Below are 20,223 nucleotides of genomic sequence, written 5' to 3'. Positions count from 1 at the left end.
TTTTGAGATTTTCAGGTGGGTCGACTGGCGGATCACGCCAGCGCGGCCCATACATTCGCAAAACAAAGCCCACGGCACGCCGTGGGCTTTATTGGCAGTCAGTCGGGCAAGGCCTTACTGAGGCGAAACTTCGGTTTTAGGTTTGCCGTTGTGCCACTCGTACACGACAAATTTGAAGTCCTTCAGGTCGCCCTTGTCGTCGAAGCTCAGGTCGCCGGTCGGGGTCTTGAACGAACCGGCGTGGATGGCTTCAGCCACTTTGGTCGCGTCTTCGGACTTGGCCGCCTTGATGCCTTCGGCAATCACGGTCACCGCCGAGTAGGACGGGAACACGAACGGACCGCTCGGATCTTCCTTCTTGGCTTTGAAAGCGTCAGCCAGGGCAACGTTGGCCGGATCCTGGTCGAAGGATTTCGGCAGGGTCACCAGCAGGCCTTCGGACGCATCCTTGGCGATCTGGGTGATCGAGTCGTTACCCACGCCTTCCGGACCCATGAAGCGGGCTTTCAGGCCTTTTTCCTGAGCCTGGCGCAGGATCAGGCCCAGCTCCGGGTGGTAGCCGCCGTAGTAGACGAAGTCGACGCCGGCTTGCTTGAGCTTGGCGATGATGGCGGAGAAGTCCTTGTCGCCGGCGTTGACGCCTTCGAAGACGGCAACCTTGGTGCCTTTCTTCTCGAGGGTCGATTTCACGGCGGTGGCGATGCCTTCACCGTACTGCTGTTTGTCGTGCAGCACGCCAACCACTTTCGGTTTCACGTGATCGGCGATGTAGTTGCCGGCGGCAGGGCCTTGGGCGCTGTCGAGACCTATGGTGCGGAAGATCATTTTGTAGCCACGGGCGGTGATGTCCGGGCTGGTGGCAGCCGGGGTGATCATGATCACGCCTTCGTCTTCGTAGATGTCCGAAGCAGGCTGGGTGGAGCTGGAGCACAGGTGACCGACCACGAACTTGACGCCGTCGTTGACGACCTTGTTCGCTACCGCTACCGCTTGTTTCGGATCGCAGGCATCGTCGTATTCAACGGCTTCGAGTTTCTTGCCGTCGACGCCGCCTTTGGCGTTGATCTGCTCGATGGCCATCTTCGCGCCACTGAACTGCATGTCGCCGTACTGGGCTACTGGACCGGTTTTAGGACCGGCGATACCGATTTTGATGGTGTCAGCTGCGAACGAATGGCTGGCAACCCCGGCCAGAACCATAGCGGCAAACAGTTTGGAAATCTGCTTAGTAGCCTTAGTCATAGTGCTCCACTCTTACTGTTGTATTTTTTAGAGTTCTGGCGCCGTAGCAGCAGAACCGGGTCAGATATCTTTGCGATACCCTCCGGAAAATGCCCCGGCAACTGTACCGGTACAGTGTAGAGCGCCGCTTGATCAACTGGGAAGCGGGCGCCACGGGGCAAAACTTGGGGGTGTCGCATTTTTGAATGAAAGAGACAGAATTGCGGCGGGGCAATCGGGGGCATATATCCCAAAAGGCAGCATTCCCTGGCGTTCCTGCTCTTTTCGTTCGGTGCAGCGATTTGCAACCGGGTTTTTCTGACGGACCACCGACGTTATCATTCGCGTCGATTTCTTTTCCGGACAGCTCCCATGAATCAAGAACCTAGCACCCTCTATGCCAAGCTGCTTGGTGAAACGGCATCTATTACCTGGAAAGAGCTGGAGCCGTTCTTCGCCAAGGGTGCCCTATTGTGGGTCGACCCTGACCTGGATTTGATCGCCGCCGCCGAGGCCGTGGCATCGGATGAAGGCGAGAAAGTCGCGGCCTGGCTGGCCGACGACAAGGTCGCCAAGCTGTCTGAAACGCGGGCACTGGATATTTTCGAACGTGATCCGCAGCTGTGGGCCGTGGTGGTTTCGCCGTGGATTCTGATCCAGGAAAGGGCGGCCGTTTAATTGCTCGCACTCTTTTGGTGCCTCGATTGCCGCGCCGCAAGTGTGTAGCGGAGTAGCGTGATGGCACCTTGCCGTGGAGAAATGCCACGCCTCACGGTGACGTAAACGTAACGGGAACAGTTTCTAGAGCGGCCTGAGGGCCGCTTAATTGTTTCTGGATGTTCGTAAGCTGAATTTGTCGGTGAGGTTGAGGGCGCCTTCGCGAGCAGGCTCGCTCCCACACCGGAATGCACTTTCCTGTGGGAGCGAGCCTGCTCGCGAATGGGGCGACTCGGTGCCAGATCAGACCGAGTAAGTCTTCCCGGTATGGTTATTCAGCGAAATCACCTTGGTCTTGCCAATCCGGTGGCGGTAGATCTCGCGCAGGTACTTGATCGACTTCTTCACGCAATCGCGTGACAGGCGAATGTCATTGATCGAGACGAACTTGTCCTTATCGTTGATCAACTCACGGTATTTCTTTTCGTACATCGGTTTGATCGCGTACCAGTTGGTATCGAGGATCTTCGCCGGGTTTTCGAATTCGTTGAGCAGGTCGTCGATCCGCTCTTCGTCGAAGTCTTCCTGAATGATGAAGTCGAGAATCGAGTTATCCAGCGTCTCGTCGAAACGGTACGGATTCTTCGCAAAGCAGCGCTTGATGAACGCCACGATCAGCGTGAGGAAGTCGTCCGACAGGCACGGGCTCTTGGCGATCAGGGTGGTCAGCGACAGGTTGGCCGAAGCGCCGATCACCAGCGCGTAACGCTTGAGCGTGGTGTTGGGGAACAGGCTGTTGAGGTGGGTCTTCAACCGGTTCAGATCCATGTACGACAGCTTGTAGTCTTTCGGCAGCGAGACGATCGAGACCACCGACGAGCAATTCTTGAAGAAGTGCAGGTCGTGCAGCGCGGCGGCGTCGTAGCCGGAATTCTTGTACTGCTCCAGCGAAGCGCGATAACGCTTGGATTCGATCGGCAGCAGGCTGATGCCTTCGATGGCCTGAGTGACCTTGTTGAAGTGCGGCAGGTCGATCGAACGGAAGAACAGGTCGTCGATGTTCAGGCGCTGCGGCTCTTTGTCGAAGACCTTGAACTTGTCGCTGCTCGGCGGCGGGGTTTCCGGGACTACCGATTCGGCGTAGGCAATCGCCACCGGCCCGGCCAGACTCATGAACAGGTCGTTGGCGTCCAGGCGGATGGTTTCGCCGATGTCGATGCCGGCGCGGCGGAAGTAGTTCTGGTCGTAGTCAGTAGTGACTGCCTGCGCTGTCAGAATGTTGAAGATCTGCTGCGAGATGTACTGGTTGGCGTGCTTCTCCATGGCATTGACATCAATGTTCTGGATATTGCCGTCATCGCTTTCTTCGGCGTAACGCATGATGTCGTTGGAGATCAGCATCATCGCGTTCCACGGGCGGATACGTCCCATCACGCTGGCTTCGCTGCTGTCTTCGTTGGCGAAGTTGTAGGAGAAATCCCATTCCTCCGACAGGTATTTGCACAGCAGGCGCCCGGCGTTGATGTGCAGCGCCTCGGACATTTCGCTGCGGTGGTCGGAAATGTTCGGCAGCACGCAGATGCCGCTGGTGAAGATCGGCTCGAACACAAACGAATGACCGCTCTTACCGTCATGCTCGTCCATCGGCTTGGTGTCGAAGGTCTTGTTCATGTACGAGTGCTGCTGCGCCAGACCGAACTCCGAGGCCATGCCCGAACCGGTACCGCCGCCGGCACTGAAGATCGAGAAATACAGGCGCGACTGGTTGGCCTTGATCCCGCAGCTGTCGATCAGGTACGAGTGGATCATTTTCCAGTCAGGGCTGGAGAAGCGCTGGGTGTCTTTGTTGAGGATGATCTTCGCCAGGTACTGGCCGAGGATCGGCGCATTACCGGCGCCACCGGCGTGGACTTCGGACAAGTCCATGATCTTCATTTTGCTGTAGTCGCGCAGGAAGCCGCTTTTCTCGCCCTTGCGCGAGAAACGGATGCGCCCGGCGATGTCCTTGTCGAGGTCGCCAAGCATCACCAGCGGTTCGACCAGAAACACCGGTTTGGTCGATTTGCTGGTGCCGATGCGCAGATTGTTCTTGATCCACTGCGCCGGGCTGTAGCCCTTGTCGGCCAGACGCCGGTCGGTCGGGCGGTCTTCGTTGTTGAATTCGTTGAGGTAGAACTTGCGCGCGTTGTACACCAGCTCCGCCACGTCGAGGGCGATGTTGGAGCCGCAGCGACCGAGGCCGATCAGGCACACCGAGGGGAATTCCTGGTCGTTGTGCTGCTCGTTGTCGCCTTCCTGATGCGCCGGGCGCGGGAACACCGAATCGCGCAGGCCGTCGAGGTTATCGAGGATGCGGTCGGTGTTGGTCTCGGTGAAGTACAGGTATTGCTGGGTCGACAGCGGGCGCGAAGGCGGCGTCGGCCTGGATAATGACGCGCTGTTCGCGGCGGGGCTCAGGGTCAGATCGGCTGTTGCACTGGCGGGGTTGTTTTTAGAGGTCATGGTGCGCCATTTACCTGGACTGGGTTGGCCCGCCGAACAGTGCCGGCGAACCTCACGGAATAAGATCTCGCGTCTTGTGTGCGCGAATACGGCCCGGGCGTCGTAGTGCTGGCTGGTCTGATCGCCGGGCGGAATCCTTTCCTGATCGTTGATGAATCGGCCATGATCCGGTGATCTTTAATCGAAAAGAGGCGAAATGATGTCAACGCTACCTTCGTTGGGGTTTGCCGGAATCGGCCTGATGGGCCTGCCGATGTGCCAGCGTCTGCTGGCCGCGGGTTACCCGCTGACCGTGTGGAACCGCAACCCGGACAAGTGCGCGCCACTGGTTGCGGCCGGCGCCCTGCAAGTGGCGAGCCCCGCCGAACTGTGCGCACACGCTGACATCGTCATGCTGTGCCTGGCCGACACCGCCGTTGTGCGTGAAGTGGTGTTTGGCGCTGGCGGTATTGCCGAAGGGGCGAAAAGCGGACAGTTGCTGGTGGATTTTTCCAGCCTTGAACCGACGGCGACTCGCGAGATGGCCGCGACGCTGGCCGAGAAAACCGCCATGGCCTGGCTCGACTCACCGGTGTCCGGCGGTGTGGTCGGTGCCGAGGCCGGCAGCCTGGCGATCATGGTCGGTGGTGCGGCGGCGGATCTTCAGCGCGTGCGCCCGGTGCTGCTCAATCTCGGCCAGCGCGTCACGCACATGGGCGGCGTTGGCGCCGGGCAAGTGACCAAGGCCTGCAACCAGATGATCGTCGCCTGCAATGCGCTGGTGATCGCCGAAGTGGTGGCGTTGGCCGAGCACGCCGGGGTCGATGCCAGTCTGATCGCCGAGGCGCTGGCCGGTGGGTTTGCCGATTCCAAGCCGTTGCAGATCCTTGCCCCGCAAATGGCCGAGAGCCGTTTCGAGCCGATCAAGTGGCATGTGCGCACGCTGCTCAAGGATCTCGACACGGCGGTGAAATTTTCCCGCGAGCAGGGCTCGGCGACGCCAATCAGCGGATTGGCCGCACAATTGATGCGCCTGCATGGGGCGCAAGGCTTTTTAGCGAAGGATCCAGCGACGCTGGTGCAAATGTTTCGCGCGCCAGACTCAACGGATTGACCCCGAGGACGGGTTTGCGCTGGTTGATTTCATCGAGCACCGCGCGCAATTCGTCCAGCGGCACCGGGCGGCTGAGCAGATAACCCTGAATGAAATCGCAGCCCGAACGCTCGAGAAACTCGTATTGCTCCAGGCTCTCGACGCCCTCGGTGACCACCTGCAGATGCAGGGTGTGGGCCATGACGATGATCGCCTGGACGATCTCCATGTCCGCCGTAGCGGTGGGAATGTCGAGGATGAACGAGCGGTCGATTTTCAGGGTGTTCAGCGGCAGACGCTTGAGGTAGGCCAGCGACGAATAGCCGGTGCCGAAATCATCGATCGACAGCGACACACCGAGGGCGCGGATCTGCCGCAACAGCACCAGAGTGTTGGCGATGTTGCCCATCAAGGCGTTTTCGGTGACCTCCAGTTCCAGGCGTTCCGGGGCCACGCCTGCTGTGTGCAAGGCGTGCTCGATCTCCTCGGCCAGCTCTTCGCGCGCCAGATTCAGCGGCGAGCAGTTCCAGGCGATTTTCAATTCGGCACAACCATGCCGCGACAGCTCGCCGAGATCCTTGCAGGCGCGGCGCAGCACCCAGTTGTCCAGTTCGGCGATCAGCCCGTTGTTCTCGGCAATACCGATGAAGCGATCCGGGGTGAGCAAACCGTGAACCGGATGCTGCCAGCGAATCAGCGCTTCGAGCTTGGTCACGCGTCCGGTTTTCACTTCGAAGATCGGCTGGTAGTAGAGCATCAGCGCGTTGTCTTGCCGCAGCGCACTGCGCAGTTCTTCTTCCAGTTGCAGCTCGAAACTGGCGCGGGTCTTCAGGCTGGAATTGAAGAAGTGCAGACCGTTGCGCCCGGCGCCTTTGGATTGGTACAAGGCCAGGTCGGCGTGTTTGAGCAGCTCTTCGCAAGTGGTGCCGTCTTCGGGAAACAGGCTGATGCCGATGCTGGTGGTCATCACCATGCGCCGGCCGGCCAGTTCAATCGGCTCTTTCATCTTGTGCATGATGCGCTGCGCCATACCGCGCGCCTCTTCGCGGTCGCGCAGGCTGATGAGGATGCAGAACTCGTCGCCGCCAAATCGCGCGACCACGTCTTCGTGGCTGCGCACCGAGCTCTTGATGTGCTGGGCGATGACTTTGAGCAGCGCGTCACCGGCGTCATGGCCGAGGCTGTCGTTGATGCGCTTGAAGTGGTCGATGTCGAGAAACATCACCGCGAGCATGCCGCCCTCGCTGGTTTTCTGGCTGAGTTTTTCGGCGAACATCTGATTGAAACCACGGCGGTTGATCAGATTGGTCAGCGCGTCGTAATTGGCCGCTTGCTGCAAAGACATGCGCGCCTGATCGAGTTGGCTGAGCAGGGCGTTGAGCCGGCGCAGGTCGTTTTCCTTGTTCTGCAGCTTTTTGTCGGCGAGGGCGGCGCTGATCGCACTGCCGAGAATCAACAGGATGATCAGCGCTACGGTCAGGCCCAGTTGCAGATGGCCGGTGTCGCCGCCGCTCGCTGCCAGAGCACCTTCGGGAAGCACCAGATCCAGCGCAGCCATGCCGGTGAAGTGCATGCTGATGATGCCGGCGCCGAGAATCAGCGCCGCGCTGTACTTGAGCAACTGATGTGCCACGCCGCTGCCTTCACTCAGATAGCGCGCCACCCACAGTGCGGCGAAACTGGCGCCGATGGCAATCAGCACCGACAGTGCGAACAGCTCCGGCTGGTAGTAGGCGGTGGCGCTCGACTTCATCGCGGCCATGCCGACGTAATGCATGCCAGCGATGCCCAAACCGATGACACACGCGGTCTTCAGGCAATGCAGCGCGCTCGGCTGCGCCTCACTGAGGGTATGCATGGCCAGCCACGAGGCGAGCAGGGCGATCAGCAACGACAAGAGGGTGATGCCGAGGTCGTACTGAATATCGATGGGGGTCTGGAAGGCCAGCATGCCGATGAAGTGCATGGCCCAGATGCCGCCGGCCAGGCAGGTCGCGCCGATCCAGCGCCAGATCCGCCGCGACCCCGGGTCTTCGGCATGCACCAGGCGCTCTGCCATGTCCAGGGTGGCGAAGCTCGCCGCGCAGGCGACCAGATAGGCCACCATCACCAGCAAAGGGTTGTGGCTGCAATCGAGGAGAATCTGCCCGCTCGCCGGCAGCTCGGCAACAAACTGCAAACCAAGCCACTCCATAGCATGCCCCGTCTCGGATTCATCTGGCCCGTGCGTCAATCAACGCAGGCGAATGAAAGCAGTATAGAGGCGCTTTTCCGGCTGCAAGCCGTAGTGGCACATTGGTGGTAATGATTTTGCCATTAGCCTCATAGCGATTCGCGCTAAGGCTCAGGCAATGCGCTCCAGCGGCAGATCGTTCCAGTGTGGCGGCAAGGGTGGCAGGCCGTGGGCGGCGCGGGCCTTGTCGCAGTCCGGGTTGTGCTCTCCGTTCTCCCACGACGCCTCGAACTCGCGGCAGGTGCTCGAGCGCTTGTCATAGATCGTGCAGGCCACAGCGCTGCCGACCTCACCCGCCAGCGACATGCAACGCGCCGGTTTGCGATCGGTGCCGATCATTGCCACCCGGCTCGGGGTGATCTGCGCGACCAGTTCATCGGGCACCGTCCCGCCAGAGGATGAGCACTCACCCCAGAAAAAAGACACGCGAAAGTGGGAACAGCAGGCACCGCAATTCAGACACGGACTGGCTTCGGACATGGGCGGGGGTATCAAAGGGATTGATCGGAAGATCCGGACGGATCCGGCGGCCATTCTAGGCTTTGCCATGGCGTTGGGAAGGGGGGCGCGAAACTATTTTTTTGTCGCCGGATTTTGCCGCGAAAGCCCCGTACGGCGGGGGATTCCAGACTTATCAAGGGCTTACGTTTCGTTACAGTGCGATGGGTCGATATCAGGCTGACGAATGATGACAGACAGCCCCCGCGCAGCTGACTAGATTGCAGGTTCCGGGCTCAACGCGCTGGCAGTGAAGCCCTCATAACAATAAAGAGACGGACCCATGCAGAACTCGACCCAAGCGGCGAATGCCTGGCGCATTCTGTTCCTGCTGTTCCTCGCCAACCTGTTCAATTTTTTCGACCGCACCATCCCGGCGATCATCATCGAACCGATCCGCATGGAATGGCACCTCAGCGACTTTCAGCTGGGCATCATCGGCACTGCGTTCACCATCGTTTACGCCATTGCCGGCCTGCCACTCGGGCGCATGGCTGACACCGGTTCACGCAGCAAACTGATGGGCTGGGGCCTGGCGACCTGGAGTGCGCTGACTGCGGTCAACGGTATGGTCGGCAGTTTCTGGAGTTTCCTCATCGTGCGCATGGGCATCGGCATCGGCGAAGCCAGTTACGCACCAGCGGCCAACTCGCTGATCGGCGATCTGTTTCCGGCGCACCGTCGGGCGCGGGCGATGGGTATTTTCATGCTTGGCCTGCCGCTGGGGCTGCTGCTGGCGTTCTTCACCATCGGCGCGATGGTCAAGGCGTTCGACAGCTGGCGCGCGCCGTTCTTCATTGCCGCCGTGCCGGGGCTGATCCTCGCGGTGTTCATGTTCTTCATCAAAGAGCCGAAACGCGGCGCAGCTGAAACCGTGCAGGTCTCGCAAGAGAAAGTCGACAAACCGATCCGCCGCGTCCTCGCCGTGCCGACCTTCCTGTGGCTGGTGATGGCCGGGCTGTGCTTCAACTTCGCGACCTATGCCTGCAACTCGTTCCTGGTGCCGATGCTGCAGCGCTATTTCCTCATGCCGTTGCAGGAGGCGGCGGTGGCCACCGGCGTGATCGTCGGCGTCACCGGACTGGTCGGGCTGACCCTCGGCGGCTGGATTGCCGACAAGATTCATCAGCGTTTCGCCAGTGGGCGGCTGCTGTTTGCCGCGTTCAGTCTGATCATTTCGACCCTGTGTACGGCGTGGGCGCTGCATGCCGGGCGCATCGAGATCGGTGTGTTCGTCGCGGTGTTCAGTGTCGGCTGGCTGTTCGCCTACAACTTCTACACCTGCGTGTACACGGCGATTCAGGATGTCGTCGAACCACGCCTGCGGGCCACGGCGATGGCGTTGTTTTTCGCCGGTCTGTATCTGCTCGGTGGCGGGTTGGGGCCAGTGGTGGTGGGTGGGCTGTCGGATCACTTCGCGCACACGGCGATGCTGGCGGCGGGGGCTGAGCAGATGACCGAAGCGTTCAAGGCTGTTGGCCTGCACGACGCGATGTACCTGATCCCGGTGGCGCTGTTCCTGACGATGGTCTTTCTGTTTCTGGCATCGCGGTGTTTTGTCCGGGATGCGCAGCGGATGAAGGAGGGATTGGTGGCGGTGGTTGAGCCTGAAATTTCTGCGGCGACTGCTTGACCGTTTTCGCGAGCAGGCTCGCTCCCACATGATCGTTCCCACGCTCTGCGTGGGAATGCCTCAAGGGACGCTCTGCGTTCCAGCTTCGGTAGGGACGCGGAGCGTCCCGGGCTGCATTCCCACGCAGAGCGTGGGAACGATCGGCCCGCATCACTGCGGGCCTCTTGGTTTTCAGCGGTGGAGCGGGGCGGTTAGCCCGCCACCAGCACCCGAATCGCTTCCAGGCGCAACGCCGCTTTGTCGAGCATCGCCAGACCTTGCTCACGCTGAGTGCGCAACGCCTCCAGTTCGCTGTCGCGCACGGTCGGGTTGACCGCTTGCAAGGCGGTCAGGCGCGCCAGTTCTTCGTCGGTGTCGGCAGCCAGACGACGGCGCGCTTCAGCCACACGCTCGGCGTGACGCGGGGCGATCTTTTCTTCGCCGGCGTTGATCCGTGGTGTCAACTGATCGCGCTGGGCCTGGATGAACTTGTTGGCGCTGGCGCGGGGCACGCTTTCCAGTTGGTCGTTGAGGGTTTCGAACGACACCCGTGGCGACAGGTCGTTGCCGTTGGCGTCCAGCAGGCAACGCAGCGCCGCCGGTGGCAGGTAGCGACCCAGTTGCAGCGAGCGCGGTGCGACCACTTCGCTGACGTAGAGCAATTCGAGCAACACGGTGCCCGGCTTCAACGCCTTGTTCTTGATCAGCGCGACGGCGGTGTTGCCCATCGAGCCGGACAGCACCAGGTCCATGCCGCCCTGCACCATCGGGTGTTCCCAGGTGATGAACTGCATGTCTTCGCGCGACAGCGCCTGATTGCGGTCGTAAGTGATGGTCACGCCTTCGTCGTCGCCCAGCGGGAAGCTGGCGTCGAGCATCTTCTCGCTCGGCTTGAGGATCAGGGCGTTTTCCGAGTGGTCTTCGCTGTCGATGCCGAAGGCGTCGAACAGGGTTTCCATGTAGATCGGCAGGGCGAACTGGTCGTCCTGCTCGAGGATCGCTTCTACCAGCGCTTCACCTTCGCCAGCGCCGCCGGAGTTGAGTTCCAGCAGACGGTCGCGGCCGGTGTGCAGCTCGGCTTCGAGACGTTCACGCTCAGCGCGCGCTTCGTCGATCAGCGCTTGCCATTCGCCGTCATCGGCTTCTTCAAGCAGCGGCAGCAGGCGTGGGCCGAACTGATGCTGCAAGGCGTTGCCGGTCGGGCAGGTGTTGAGGAAGGCGTTGAGCGCCTCGTGGTACCACTGGAACAGGCGCTGTTGCGGGCTGGTTTCCAGGTACGGCACGTGCAGTTCGATGATGTGCTTCTGGCCGATCCGGTCGAGACGGCCGATGCGCTGCTCGAGCAAGTCAGGGTGCGACGGCAGATCGAACAGCACCAGATGGTGAGCGAACTGGAAGTTGCGACCCTCACTGCCGATTTCCGAGCAGATCAGCACCTGCGCGCCGAATTCTTCGTCGGCGAAGTAGGCGGCGGCGCGGTCACGTTCGAGGATGTTCATGCCTTCGTGGAACACCGTGGCCGGGATGCCGGAGCGCACGCGCAGCGCGTCTTCCAGGTCCATCGCGGTTTCAGCGTGGGCGCAGATCACCAGTACCTTGGTGCGCTTGAGCATTTTCAGCTGATCGATCAGCCACTCCACGCGCGGGTCGAATTTCCACCAGCGCTGTTCTTCGTCGGCGTCCGGTTGCGCCTGGAAGCTGACTTCCGGGTATAGCTCGGCGTGTTCGCCCAGTGGCAGTTCGAGGTATTCATCCGGGCACGGCAGCGGGTACGGGTGCAGTTTGCGCTCCGGGAAACCCTGCACAGCGGCGCGGGTGTTGCGGAACAGCACGCGGCCGGTGCCGTGGCGATCGAGCAGTTCACGCACGAGGCGGGCGCTGGCTTCAGTATCGCCATCGTTGACGGCGGTGAGCAGGGCTTCGCCTTCGTTGCCGAGGAAACCGTGAATGGTCTTGTGCGCTTCGGCCGAGAGGCGGCCCTTGTCGAGCAGTTCCTGCACCGCTTCGGCCACCGGGCGATAGTTGTCGCTCTCGGCGCGGAACGCGGCCAGGTCGTGGAAACGGTTCGGGTCGAGCAGGCGCAGACGGGCGAAGTGGCTGTCCTGACCGAGTTGTTCCGGGGTGGCGGTGAGCAGCAGCACGCCGGGAATCACTTCGGCCAGTTGCTCGACCAGCGAGTATTCCGCGCTGGCCTTGTCTTCGTGCCAGACGAGGTGATGCGCTTCGTCGACCACCATCAGGTCCCAGCCGGCAGCGAACAAGGCATCCTGCGCCTTCTCGTCGTCGACCAGCCACTCCAGCGCGACCAGCGCCAGTTGCGTGTCTTCGAACGGGTTGGTGGCATCGCTTTCGATAAAGCGTTCTTCGTCGAACAGCGCGACCTGCAGATTGAAGCGGCGGCGCATCTCCACCAGCCATTGATGCTGGAGGTTTTCCGGGACCAGGATCAGCACGCGGTTGGCGCGGCCCGAAAGCAGTTGGCGATGGATGACCAGACCGGCTTCGATGGTTTTACCCAGACCCACTTCGTCCGCCAGCAGTACGCGCGGGGCGATACGGTCGGCGACTTCGCGGGCGATGTGCAACTGGTGCGCGATCGGTTGCGCACGCACGCCGCCCAGACCCCACAGCGAGGACTGCAACTGACGGCTGGTGTGTTCAAGGGTGTTGTAGCGCAGGGAGAACCACGGCAGCGGGTCGATCTGCCCGGCGAACAGGCGGTCGCTGGCCAGGCGGAACTGAATGAAGTTCGACAGCTGGGTTTCCGGCAGGGTGACGACTTCGTTCTGCCCGTTGAGGCCGTGATAGACCATCAGCCCGTCGACATCGTCGACCTGCTGCACGGTCATCTTCCAGCCTTCGAAGTGGGTGATGGAGTCGCCGGGCGAAAACCGCACGCGGGTCAGGGGCGCATTCCGTAGCGCGTACTGGCGGGTTTCGCCAGTGGCCGGGTAAAGCACGGTCAACAAGCGGCCGTCCTGTGCCAGAACGGTGCCTAAACCAAGCTCTGCTTCGCTGTCACTGATCCAGCGTTGCCCCGGTTGATACTGCTGCGCCATGCTGCCTGACTCCCACCTTGAAAAAGCGGGCTATCTTAACGGAATGACGGCTTCAGGGCCAAAGATTACTGGCGTAGGAGCTGCCGAAGGCTGCGATCTTTTGATCTTTGAGAACCCTTCAGGTTTGAGCTGTCTGATAAGGATCGCAGCCTGCGGCAGCTCCTACAGGTGCGAGGTGCATCACACAATTGCGACAGGCGGCTCAAGGCGCCTGCACCCCAGCCGATAGCCTGCAGACAGGAGACCTTTATATGTTGCCACCGATGCTCCCCTTGAGCGCCGTGCCGATCACTTCCCAGCAGGATCCGATCCGCCAGCGGCCGGACATTCCGCCGGTGGTGCCGGTGCAGGAAAGCTCCAACGAAAGCACGATCGATCTGCAAAAGCGCGATCCTGAAGAGGATCGGTTGCTGGCGCGCGAAGAACAGCGCCGCCAGCAGGAACGAGACCGTCGGCGCCGCGAGGCGGATGAGGATCCGGAAGAGCATCTGGCCGTGCCGGGCACTGAGCTGAACGCCGATAACACCGTACCGGTGGTGCCGTTGATAGACGATCAGCCGCGTCAGGGTTTGTGGGTTGATATCGAGATTTGAGCGGTGACTGGTCAGCGCCTGCGCCAAGCGGCATGATTGGCGCAATCCTGCCGGTGACGGCAGCTGTGATCTCTTTTGCGATGTTCCGGACGCCATGAGCCAAGACGACAAACTGATCGACCTCAGCACTGAACGCGCCAAGCGTGTGCATGACCTCAACGAGAAGCGGCTGAACGAAGTGCGCCAAGCCTTCGAACAGGCGATGCCGTTGGGAAAAGCCAAGAAAAAGTCAAAGAACAAGCCGAAAAAGCGTTGATCTCCCGCTGCATTCGTTGATGCAGGTCAGTTATTTCCCCTCCTTTATTTCCCTTCGTTGCGGATATTGATCCTGGTCAATATGTGCGCCTGTGTGTTTGCTAGTTTGAGTCCATCGCAGCAAAGCAAAGCAAAGCAGGGCCGGGAGGTCAGTCATGTTTTTCGATAACGTGGTGTTTGCCGGGGTTCTCACGGTGGGGCTCATGGTGCTGTTTTTTGCAGGGTTTGGATTTTTTATCTGGAAGGATGCGCATAAGCGGCGCAAGTGAGTTCTTCTGGATTTGATGGGCACGCAAGGCATTTTGGGGCGACTTCGGTTGCCCCTTTTTTTTGTGCCTTGGCGGCCTTGGCGGCCTCTGGGCCGACCAGGCTCTGGTTGGTTTGGGTGAATATCCGGTTTTTGCGGTGCTGCGGCTGGCGGTTTCGCCCTTACGGCGAGGCACTTTTTCCAGACGCCGAAAAAGTACCCAAAAAGGCTTGCTCCTACGTTCGGCCCTCGCAGGCTCGGGTTCCTTCGCTCCGGGACTGATCCGGGCGCAGCGGCTCCGGTTTGCTTCGCTGCACCTCCTTCCGCTGTGTACGACTGCGTCGTACGGTCGCTGCGCTCCCACGCCCGGTTCAATCCCTCCACTCAGCCTTCCGACGTCGCCGGTGGATCAAGATCAAAAGCGTTACTCGAGCTTGCGCTCATTGTTGAGTGGGGCGGCTTCGCCGCGGGCAGCTGCGCTGCTTTGCTTTTCTGTGGGAGCGAGCCTGCTCGCGAAGGCGGCCTGCCGAGCAACCCATTTCTCCCAGATGCCCACGATCCAACTGTAGGAGCTGCCGAAGGCTGCGATCTTTTGCTCTTGCTCTTGCTCTTGCTCTTGCTGTTGCTGTTCTGTGGGAGCGAGCCTGCTCGCGAAGGCAATCTGTCGACCAACCCATTTCTTCCAGATACCCACGATCCAACTGTAGGAGCTGCCGAAGGCTCGGGCCGCGATCGGGATCGGTCGACGTCTTGAAGAGTGAAACGCTGTAAGAGCGAAACCATAGGCAGCCGTTACGGTAGCAACGGATACGCTCCCAATCCCCAATAACAAAAAAGGCGTGATCCTCACGAATCACGCCTTTTCCAATCAACAGCTAACGATCAACTACCCAAAGCCTTCGAAGCCAACCAGAACAACCCGGCCGACAGCGCCACGGTCGCTGGCAAGGTCAGTACCCACGCCAGCAGAATAGTCTTCACCGTGCCACCCTGCAGGCCGCTCTTGTTGGCAACCATGGTCCCGGCAACACCCGAAGACAACACATGAGTGGTCGACACTGGCAGGCTGAAGATGTTGGCCATGCCGATCAGGCTGGCTGTGGTGATCTGTGCCGACATGCCCTGGGAATAGGTCATGCCTTGCTTGCCGATCTTCTCGCCAATGGTCAGCACCACACGCTTCCAGCCGACCATGGTGCCCAGGCCCAGTGCCAGGGCGACCGCCAGAATCACCCAGAATGGCGCGTATTCAGTGGTGGTGGTCAGGTCTTTGCGCAGCTTGTCGAGGTCAGCCTTTTCACGGGCTTCAAGGCCAGGCAATTTGCCGACTTTCTTCGCCGTGTCGTCCAGGCAGAGCAGGTAGCGACGCACTTCGATGCGGCTGTCCGACGACAGCGAATGGTAGTCCGCTACACCTTTAAGGGTGTGCAGCAGGGCGGTGATGGTCGGTTCGGTCTGCTGCGGGTTGCAGCGGAATTTCTCCGGCAGGTCGCCTTCCACGCTCTTGCCCAGGGCCAGGAATTCACCCAGCGAATCGGCGTTGCGCTGGTAGAACTGGCTCAGGTGCAGGGTCGCGTCGCGGGTGCGTTCGATCTGGTAGGTGGTGCTGTTCAGGTCGAGTACGAACTGCGCCGGGACGATACCGATCAGTACCAGCATGATCAGGCCGATGCCTTTCTGGCCATCGTTGGAACCGTGCACGAAGCTCACGGCCATGGCCGAGATCACCAGGACCAGACGGTTCCAGAACGGTGGGTGCTTTTTGTCGTCGATCTTGCGACGCTGTTCCGGTGTCTTGTGCATCTTCGACAGCGGGCGCCACCATTTCAGGCCGATCAGCACCAGCGCGGCGATGAGGAAGCCGGCCATCGGCGAGAACACCAGCGAGGCGCCGATGTCGATCGCTTTCTGCCAGTTCACGCCATCTCTCAACGGAATGTCGTTGATCAGCGCGTTGGCCAGGCCGACACCGAGGATCGAGCCGATCAGGGTGTGCGAGCTGGAAGCCGGGATACCGAAGTACCAGGTGCCCAGGTTCCAGGCGATTGCCGCGGCGAGCAACGAGAACACCATCGCCAGGCCATGGCCGGTGTTCACATTGATCAGCAGTTCAACCGGCAGCAAGTGGACGATGGCATACGCCACGCCAACGCCGCCCAGCAGCACGCCGAGGAAATTGAACACACCGGAAAAGAACACCGCCAGGTGCGGCGGCATGGCTTTGGTGTAGATAACAGTGGCTACCGCGTTAGCGGTGTCATGAAATCCATTGATGAACTCGAAGGCGAGGACAAACGTCAGGGCGAGCAAGAGGCTCACAAGCACCCAAGCATCTAGTCCGCTGAATAAATCGATCATGAAGGTTTTCTGACCCGGTCGTAAGGGGGCGCGATTATGCCAGAAAAGACAGGAAATCGATGCCCCGTCTGCTCACTGGTCACACCCTTCTTCGATTTAATTTGTTGCAGGGCGTGAAAACCAAGCAGCACGCAGGGTTTTTCAACTCTTTGATTTTATTGAATAAAGAAGATTTTTAAGCCAATTTTTTCTGATATCTCAAAGGCTCAAACGCTTGTCTGAAATATCTCTGAAACCTGTGGGACGCTCGTTCATAAGCCGCAGAACAGCGATGCAGCCGCTGCCCGCGGTTAGCGGGCGCGCGAGGTGTCGTCTTCCACCGCGCTGTGGCTCAGGCGGACGTCGACTTTCGAATGCTCAACCGCCGTGGCTCATGGCTCTTCGGCTTTGAGTTCCTTTTCGATCTTTTCGATTTCCTGCTTGAACACCTGATCCTGGACGGTAGGGCGCTTGCGCCATGCCTTGCGTTCCGGTTCCGGCTGAGCGGCGTAGGTGGTGACTTCCCCGCCGTAAACTTCCTTGTAACGTTGTTCCTGGCGCTCTAGTTCCGCGCGCAGTTCGTCTTTTGTCACGGTGCTACCTGTATGAGTTGAATTGAATATCCGGTGAAACACACTGCAACGAGTCAATTGAGCGAGCCCGCCAGTTATCCACAGCCCGATCAGGCCGGGTGGCATTGGAGAGGCGATCAAGACTTCCGTGTTACAGGCGGCTACGGCACCAGATAAAAACTGACGCAGCATCAGTTTCCTGTTTCAGCGAGCGCTGGCGTTGCATGTGTGATGGGCGCCGGGCGCTGGCCGGAGCTGAGACGAAGGACCTCGTTTCAGCAAGTCGCGGGCTTTTGATTAAAGCGCCGCGACTAGGGTGCATTATAGCGGCCGATTCGGGAATGACTATCTTTGCCAAGTTAAAAACGGTTCTGAATGTGTGATGGTTTTGTTGCTGGCAACTTTTGCCGCTAGTTAAGTGTAAAGACAGCGTTATAGAACCGGCGTTCTGTTTTTGGCGCCATTAACTGGAACAACTAAGTTGCGGGCAGAATCGCTAAAGCTGCCTCTAGGGTGGAGAGGAGGGCGGGGGGCTGGATTGCGATTATCGGTCGGCGGTTCGATAATCGCCCAATGTTGGCGCCCCGGTGCTTGTGCATCGCGCGGCGAGCCGTTTGACTAGGCATCGATGCGTGCCGGACAAGGACAAGAAATGAACGATCAAATGCGCAACTCCTTCACCTCGGTGGCGCCGCCCATCGTCGCCTCGCCGGCCAAGCGCATTCAGGCGCTGACCGGTGATCCGGATTTCATGACTTCCCTGGCCCGCGGTCTGGCGGTGGTGCAAGCGTTTCAGGAACGCAAACGCCACCTGACCATCGCGCAGATCAGTCATCGCACGGAAATCCCTCGCGCCGCCGTGCGCCGTTGCCTGCACACGCTGATCAAGCTCGGCTACGCCACCACCGACGGGCGCACCTATTCGCTGCTGCCGAAAGTGCTGACCCTCGGCCATGCCTATCTGTCCTCGACACCGCTGGCCGTTTCCGCCCAACCGTATCTGGACCGCATGAGCGAGCAACTGCACGAAGCCTGCAACATGGCGACGCTGGAGGGCGATGACATTCTCTATATCGCGCGTTCGGCGACCACTCAGCGATTGATCTCGGTCGACCTTTCGGTCGGCGGGCGTCTCCCTGCCTATTGCACGTCGATGGGGCGCATTCTGTTGGCCGCGCTGGACGATACATCCCTGGGCGAATACCTGGACCACGCCGAACTGGTGGCCAAAACCAGCCGCACCATTCATACCCCCGACGCTTTGCTCGAATGTTTGCAGCAGGTGCGTCAACAGGGCTGGTGCATTGTCGATCAGGAACTGGAACAGGGCCTGCGCTCGATCGCCGTGCCGGTGTACGACGCCTCCGGGCAAGTGGTCGCCGCGCTGAATGTCAGCACCCATGCCGGCCGGGTCAGCCGTGCCGAGCTGGAGCAGCGCTTCCTGCCCGGCCTGCTCAGCGCCAGTCGCGACCTCAGTGCGCAGTTGTTCGCCTGAGGAAGCTGTTCGATAAACGCACAGTGTTGCGTTTATCGAATTGACGCTAAAACCCTCGGATCATTAATGTCGCGGCAGCGTCATCCGGCGCTGATGTGAATGAGCTCGCCGGACTGTCGACCCCATAATAATGACAAGAGGCAACTCACCATGCGCTCGCTCCCCGACTGTCTGTATCCCACCCGTTGTTGCCGGGTTCACCGCAACGCCTGATTACAACCTTCTATTCTTGTGACCGTGCCTTCCTTTGGCCGGCCGCCGTTCGACTGCGTTTTTTGCGTGGAATAAAAATAATGAACCAGCCTCAGTCCGCTGTGGGTAACTGCCTCGATGTGCAGACCTTCATCAACGCCCAACCGATCTCGCGCTATCAGTGGCGGGTGGTGATCCTGTGTTTCCTGATCGTATTTCTCGACGGCCTAGACACCGCCGCCATGGGCTTCATCGCCCCGGCGCTGTCGCAAGACTGGGGCGTCGACCGCGCCAGCCTCGGCCCGGTGATGAGTGCTGCGCTGATCGGCATGGTCTTCGGCGCGCTCGGCTCCGGCCCTTTGGCTGACCGCTTCGGGCGCAAAGTCGTACTCGTTGGTGCGGTGATTCTGTTCGGCGGCTTCAGCCTGGCCTCGGCCTACAGCACCAACGTCGAACAACTGCTGGTGTTGCGCTTTCTGACCGGTCTCGGTCTCGGCGCGGGCATGCCCAACGCCACGACCCTGCTTTCGGAATACACACCCGAGCGCAAGAAGTCGCTGCTGGTGACCAGCATGTTCTGCGGCTTCAACCTCGGCATGGCCGGCGGCGGTTTCATCTCCGCGAAGCTGATCCCGGCGTTCGGCTGGCATGCTCTGCTGATGATCGGCGGGATCCTGCCGCTGATCCTCGCCGTGGTATTGGTGTTCTGGCTGCCGGAATCGGCGCGCTATCTGGTGGTGCGCAACCGTGGCACCGACAAAGTACGCAAGACCCTCGCGCCGATCGACCCGGTTACCGTTGCCCAGGCTGCGAGCTTCAGCGTGCCGGAACAGAAGACCGTGAAGGCGCGTAATGTCTTTGCGGTGATCTTCTCCGGCACTTACAGCACCGGCACGCTGCTGTTGTGGCTGACCTATTTCATGGGCCTGGTGATTGTGTACCTGCTGACCAGTTGGCTGCCGACGCTGATGCGCGACAGCGGCGCGAGTATGGAGCAGGCCGCGTTCATCGGTGCGTTGTTCCAGTTTGGCGGCGTGTTGAGCGCGGTCGGGGTGGGCTGGGCGATGGATCGCTTCAATCCGCACAAGGTCATCGGCGTTTTCTACCTGCTGGCCGGGGTGTTTGCCTACGCCGTGGGACAAAGCCTGGGCAACATCACCTTGCTGGCGACGCTGGTACTGGTGGCGGGCATGTGCGTCAACGGCGCGCAATCGGCGATGCCGTCATTGGCGGCACGCTTCTACCCGACTCAGGGCCGTGCGACCGGGGTGTCGTGGATGCTCGGCATCGGCCGCTTCGGCGCGATCCTCGGCGCGTGGATGGGCGCAACCTTGCTCGGCTTGGGCTGGAATTTCGAGCAGGTGCTGACCGCACTGGTGATCCCGGCCGGTTTGGCGACGGCGGCGGTGCTGATCAAGGGCATGGTCAGTCATGCGGATGCGACCTGAGGCAGACCCACGATCATTCCCACGCTCCGCGTGGGAATGCCTCAACGGACGCTCTGCGTTCGGCTGTACAGGCAGGCGGAGCGTCCCGGGCTGCATTCCCACGCGAAGCGTGGGAACGATCATTAGGGAAGCAACAATCCGTTCGATAAACGAACACTCAGTCGATTATCGGATTGTTTGGCGAATTTCCCGAGCTTAATCTTCAGTGACTCCGGCGCTGAACCTCGCGC

At 60.4% G+C, this 20,223-nt stretch carries 16 protein-coding genes; 8 read left to right on the top strand and 8 right to left on the bottom strand.

Annotated elements, in window-relative coordinates:
- Positions 1 to 114: 114 nt before the first annotated feature.
- The gene (locus AC0IXA_RS08290; protein WP_016771354.1) at positions 115 to 1,242 is read right to left on the bottom strand and encodes a branched-chain amino acid ABC transporter substrate-binding protein; all 1,128 of its coding nucleotides are present in this window, start codon (positions 1,240 to 1,242) and stop codon (positions 115 to 117) included.
- 351 nt (positions 1,243 to 1,593) lie between these two features.
- Here AC0IXA_RS08290 and AC0IXA_RS08285 point away from each other — a divergent pair, with 351 nt between their 5' ends.
- Positions 1,594 to 1,899: a DUF2288 domain-containing protein gene (locus AC0IXA_RS08285; RefSeq protein WP_016771353.1), complete on the top strand. Its 306-nt coding sequence runs from the start codon at positions 1,594 to 1,596 to the stop codon at positions 1,897 to 1,899.
- A gap of 282 nt (positions 1,900 to 2,181) precedes the next feature.
- Here AC0IXA_RS08285 and AC0IXA_RS08280 read toward each other — a convergent pair whose 3' ends face one another.
- Entirely contained in the window at positions 2,182 to 4,380 is a 2,199-nt protein-coding gene (locus AC0IXA_RS08280; RefSeq protein ID WP_076566290.1) for a hypothetical protein, read from the bottom strand.
- Positions 4,381 to 4,576: 196 nt separating this feature from the next.
- Between AC0IXA_RS08280 and AC0IXA_RS08275 the strand changes: the two genes are divergently transcribed.
- A complete protein-coding gene (locus AC0IXA_RS08275) occupies positions 4,577 to 5,473 on the top strand; it encodes an NAD(P)-dependent oxidoreductase (protein ID WP_471812556.1) in 897 nt (298 codons plus the stop codon).
- Here AC0IXA_RS08275 and AC0IXA_RS08270 read toward each other — a convergent pair.
- Together AC0IXA_RS08270 and AC0IXA_RS08265 are read right to left on the bottom strand one after the other, a co-directional pair.
- Positions 5,364 to 7,646: a putative bifunctional diguanylate cyclase/phosphodiesterase gene (locus tag AC0IXA_RS08270; RefSeq protein WP_471812554.1), complete on the bottom strand. Its 2,283-nt coding sequence runs from the start codon at positions 7,644 to 7,646 to the stop codon at positions 5,364 to 5,366. The genes AC0IXA_RS08275 and AC0IXA_RS08270 overlap by 110 nt on opposite strands.
- A 150-nt stretch (positions 7,647 to 7,796) precedes the next feature.
- The gene (locus AC0IXA_RS08265) at positions 7,797 to 8,165 is read right to left on the bottom strand and encodes a YkgJ family cysteine cluster protein (RefSeq protein ID WP_024011928.1); all 369 of its coding nucleotides are present in this window, start codon (positions 8,163 to 8,165) and stop codon (positions 7,797 to 7,799) included.
- 301 nt (positions 8,166 to 8,466) lie between these two features.
- On the opposite strand from AC0IXA_RS08265, the gene AC0IXA_RS08260 reads away from it, so the two are divergent.
- Positions 8,467 to 9,816 (top strand): spinster family MFS transporter, encoded by a 1,350-nt coding sequence (locus AC0IXA_RS08260; protein ID WP_073475856.1) that lies wholly within the window; start codon positions 8,467 to 8,469, stop codon positions 9,814 to 9,816.
- Positions 9,817 to 10,007: 191 nt separating this feature from the next.
- On the opposite strand, the gene rapA is transcribed toward AC0IXA_RS08260, so the two are convergent.
- Positions 10,008 to 12,854, bottom strand: a complete 2,847-nt coding sequence (gene rapA, locus AC0IXA_RS08255) for an RNA polymerase-associated protein RapA (protein WP_122698354.1) — start codon at positions 12,852 to 12,854, stop codon at positions 10,008 to 10,010.
- Positions 12,855 to 13,105: 251 nt separating this feature from the next.
- Between rapA and AC0IXA_RS08250 the strand changes: the two genes are divergently transcribed.
- The 3 genes from AC0IXA_RS08250 (at position 13,106) to ccoM (ending at position 13,971) form a co-directional block, all read left to right on the top strand.
- Entirely contained in the window at positions 13,106 to 13,447 is a 342-nt protein-coding gene (locus AC0IXA_RS08250) for a hypothetical protein (protein WP_024011931.1), read from the top strand.
- Between the two features lie 94 nt (positions 13,448 to 13,541).
- Positions 13,542 to 13,703: a hypothetical protein gene (locus AC0IXA_RS08245; protein ID WP_016771347.1), complete on the top strand. Its 162-nt coding sequence runs from the start codon at positions 13,542 to 13,544 to the stop codon at positions 13,701 to 13,703.
- Positions 13,704 to 13,857: 154 nt separating this feature from the next.
- Positions 13,858 to 13,971 carry a cytochrome c oxidase subunit CcoM gene (gene ccoM, locus AC0IXA_RS08240; RefSeq protein WP_016771346.1) on the top strand — a complete coding sequence of 38 codons (114 nt, stop codon included), beginning with the start codon at positions 13,858 to 13,860 and terminating at the stop codon, positions 13,969 to 13,971.
- 402 nt (positions 13,972 to 14,373) lie between these two features.
- Here the strand turns inward: ccoM and AC0IXA_RS08235 are convergent, their stop codons facing one another.
- The 3 genes from AC0IXA_RS08235 to AC0IXA_RS08225 form a co-directional block, all read right to left on the bottom strand.
- Positions 14,374 to 14,799, bottom strand: coding sequence for a hypothetical protein (locus AC0IXA_RS08235; RefSeq protein ID WP_471812550.1), 426 nt, complete (start codon positions 14,797 to 14,799; stop codon positions 14,374 to 14,376).
- A 32-nt stretch (positions 14,800 to 14,831) separates the two neighbouring features.
- Complete coding sequence (locus tag AC0IXA_RS08230) at positions 14,832 to 16,307, bottom strand: inorganic phosphate transporter (protein WP_016771345.1); 1,476 nt, start codon at positions 16,305 to 16,307, stop codon at positions 14,832 to 14,834.
- 371 nt (positions 16,308 to 16,678) lie between these two features.
- Positions 16,679 to 16,879: a hypothetical protein gene (locus AC0IXA_RS08225; RefSeq protein WP_008080067.1), complete on the bottom strand. Its 201-nt coding sequence runs from the start codon at positions 16,877 to 16,879 to the stop codon at positions 16,679 to 16,681.
- A 631-nt stretch (positions 16,880 to 17,510) separates the two neighbouring features.
- Between AC0IXA_RS08225 and pcaR the strand changes: the two genes are divergently transcribed.
- Together pcaR and pcaK are read left to right on the top strand one after the other, a co-directional pair.
- Positions 17,511 to 18,353 (top strand): pca regulon transcriptional regulator PcaR, encoded by an 843-nt coding sequence (gene pcaR, locus AC0IXA_RS08220; RefSeq protein ID WP_016771343.1) that lies wholly within the window; start codon positions 17,511 to 17,513, stop codon positions 18,351 to 18,353.
- Between the two features lie 293 nt (positions 18,354 to 18,646).
- Positions 18,647 to 19,993 (top strand): 4-hydroxybenzoate transporter PcaK, encoded by a 1,347-nt coding sequence (pcaK, locus tag AC0IXA_RS08215; protein WP_471812547.1) that lies wholly within the window; start codon positions 18,647 to 18,649, stop codon positions 19,991 to 19,993.
- Positions 19,994 to 20,223 lie beyond the last annotated feature (230 nt).

This window comes from Pseudomonas sp. AC083 (assembly GCF_979253165.1).
The sequence above is the reverse complement of the archived record's forward strand: the minus strand, read 5'-3'. Positions and strand labels throughout refer to the sequence as shown.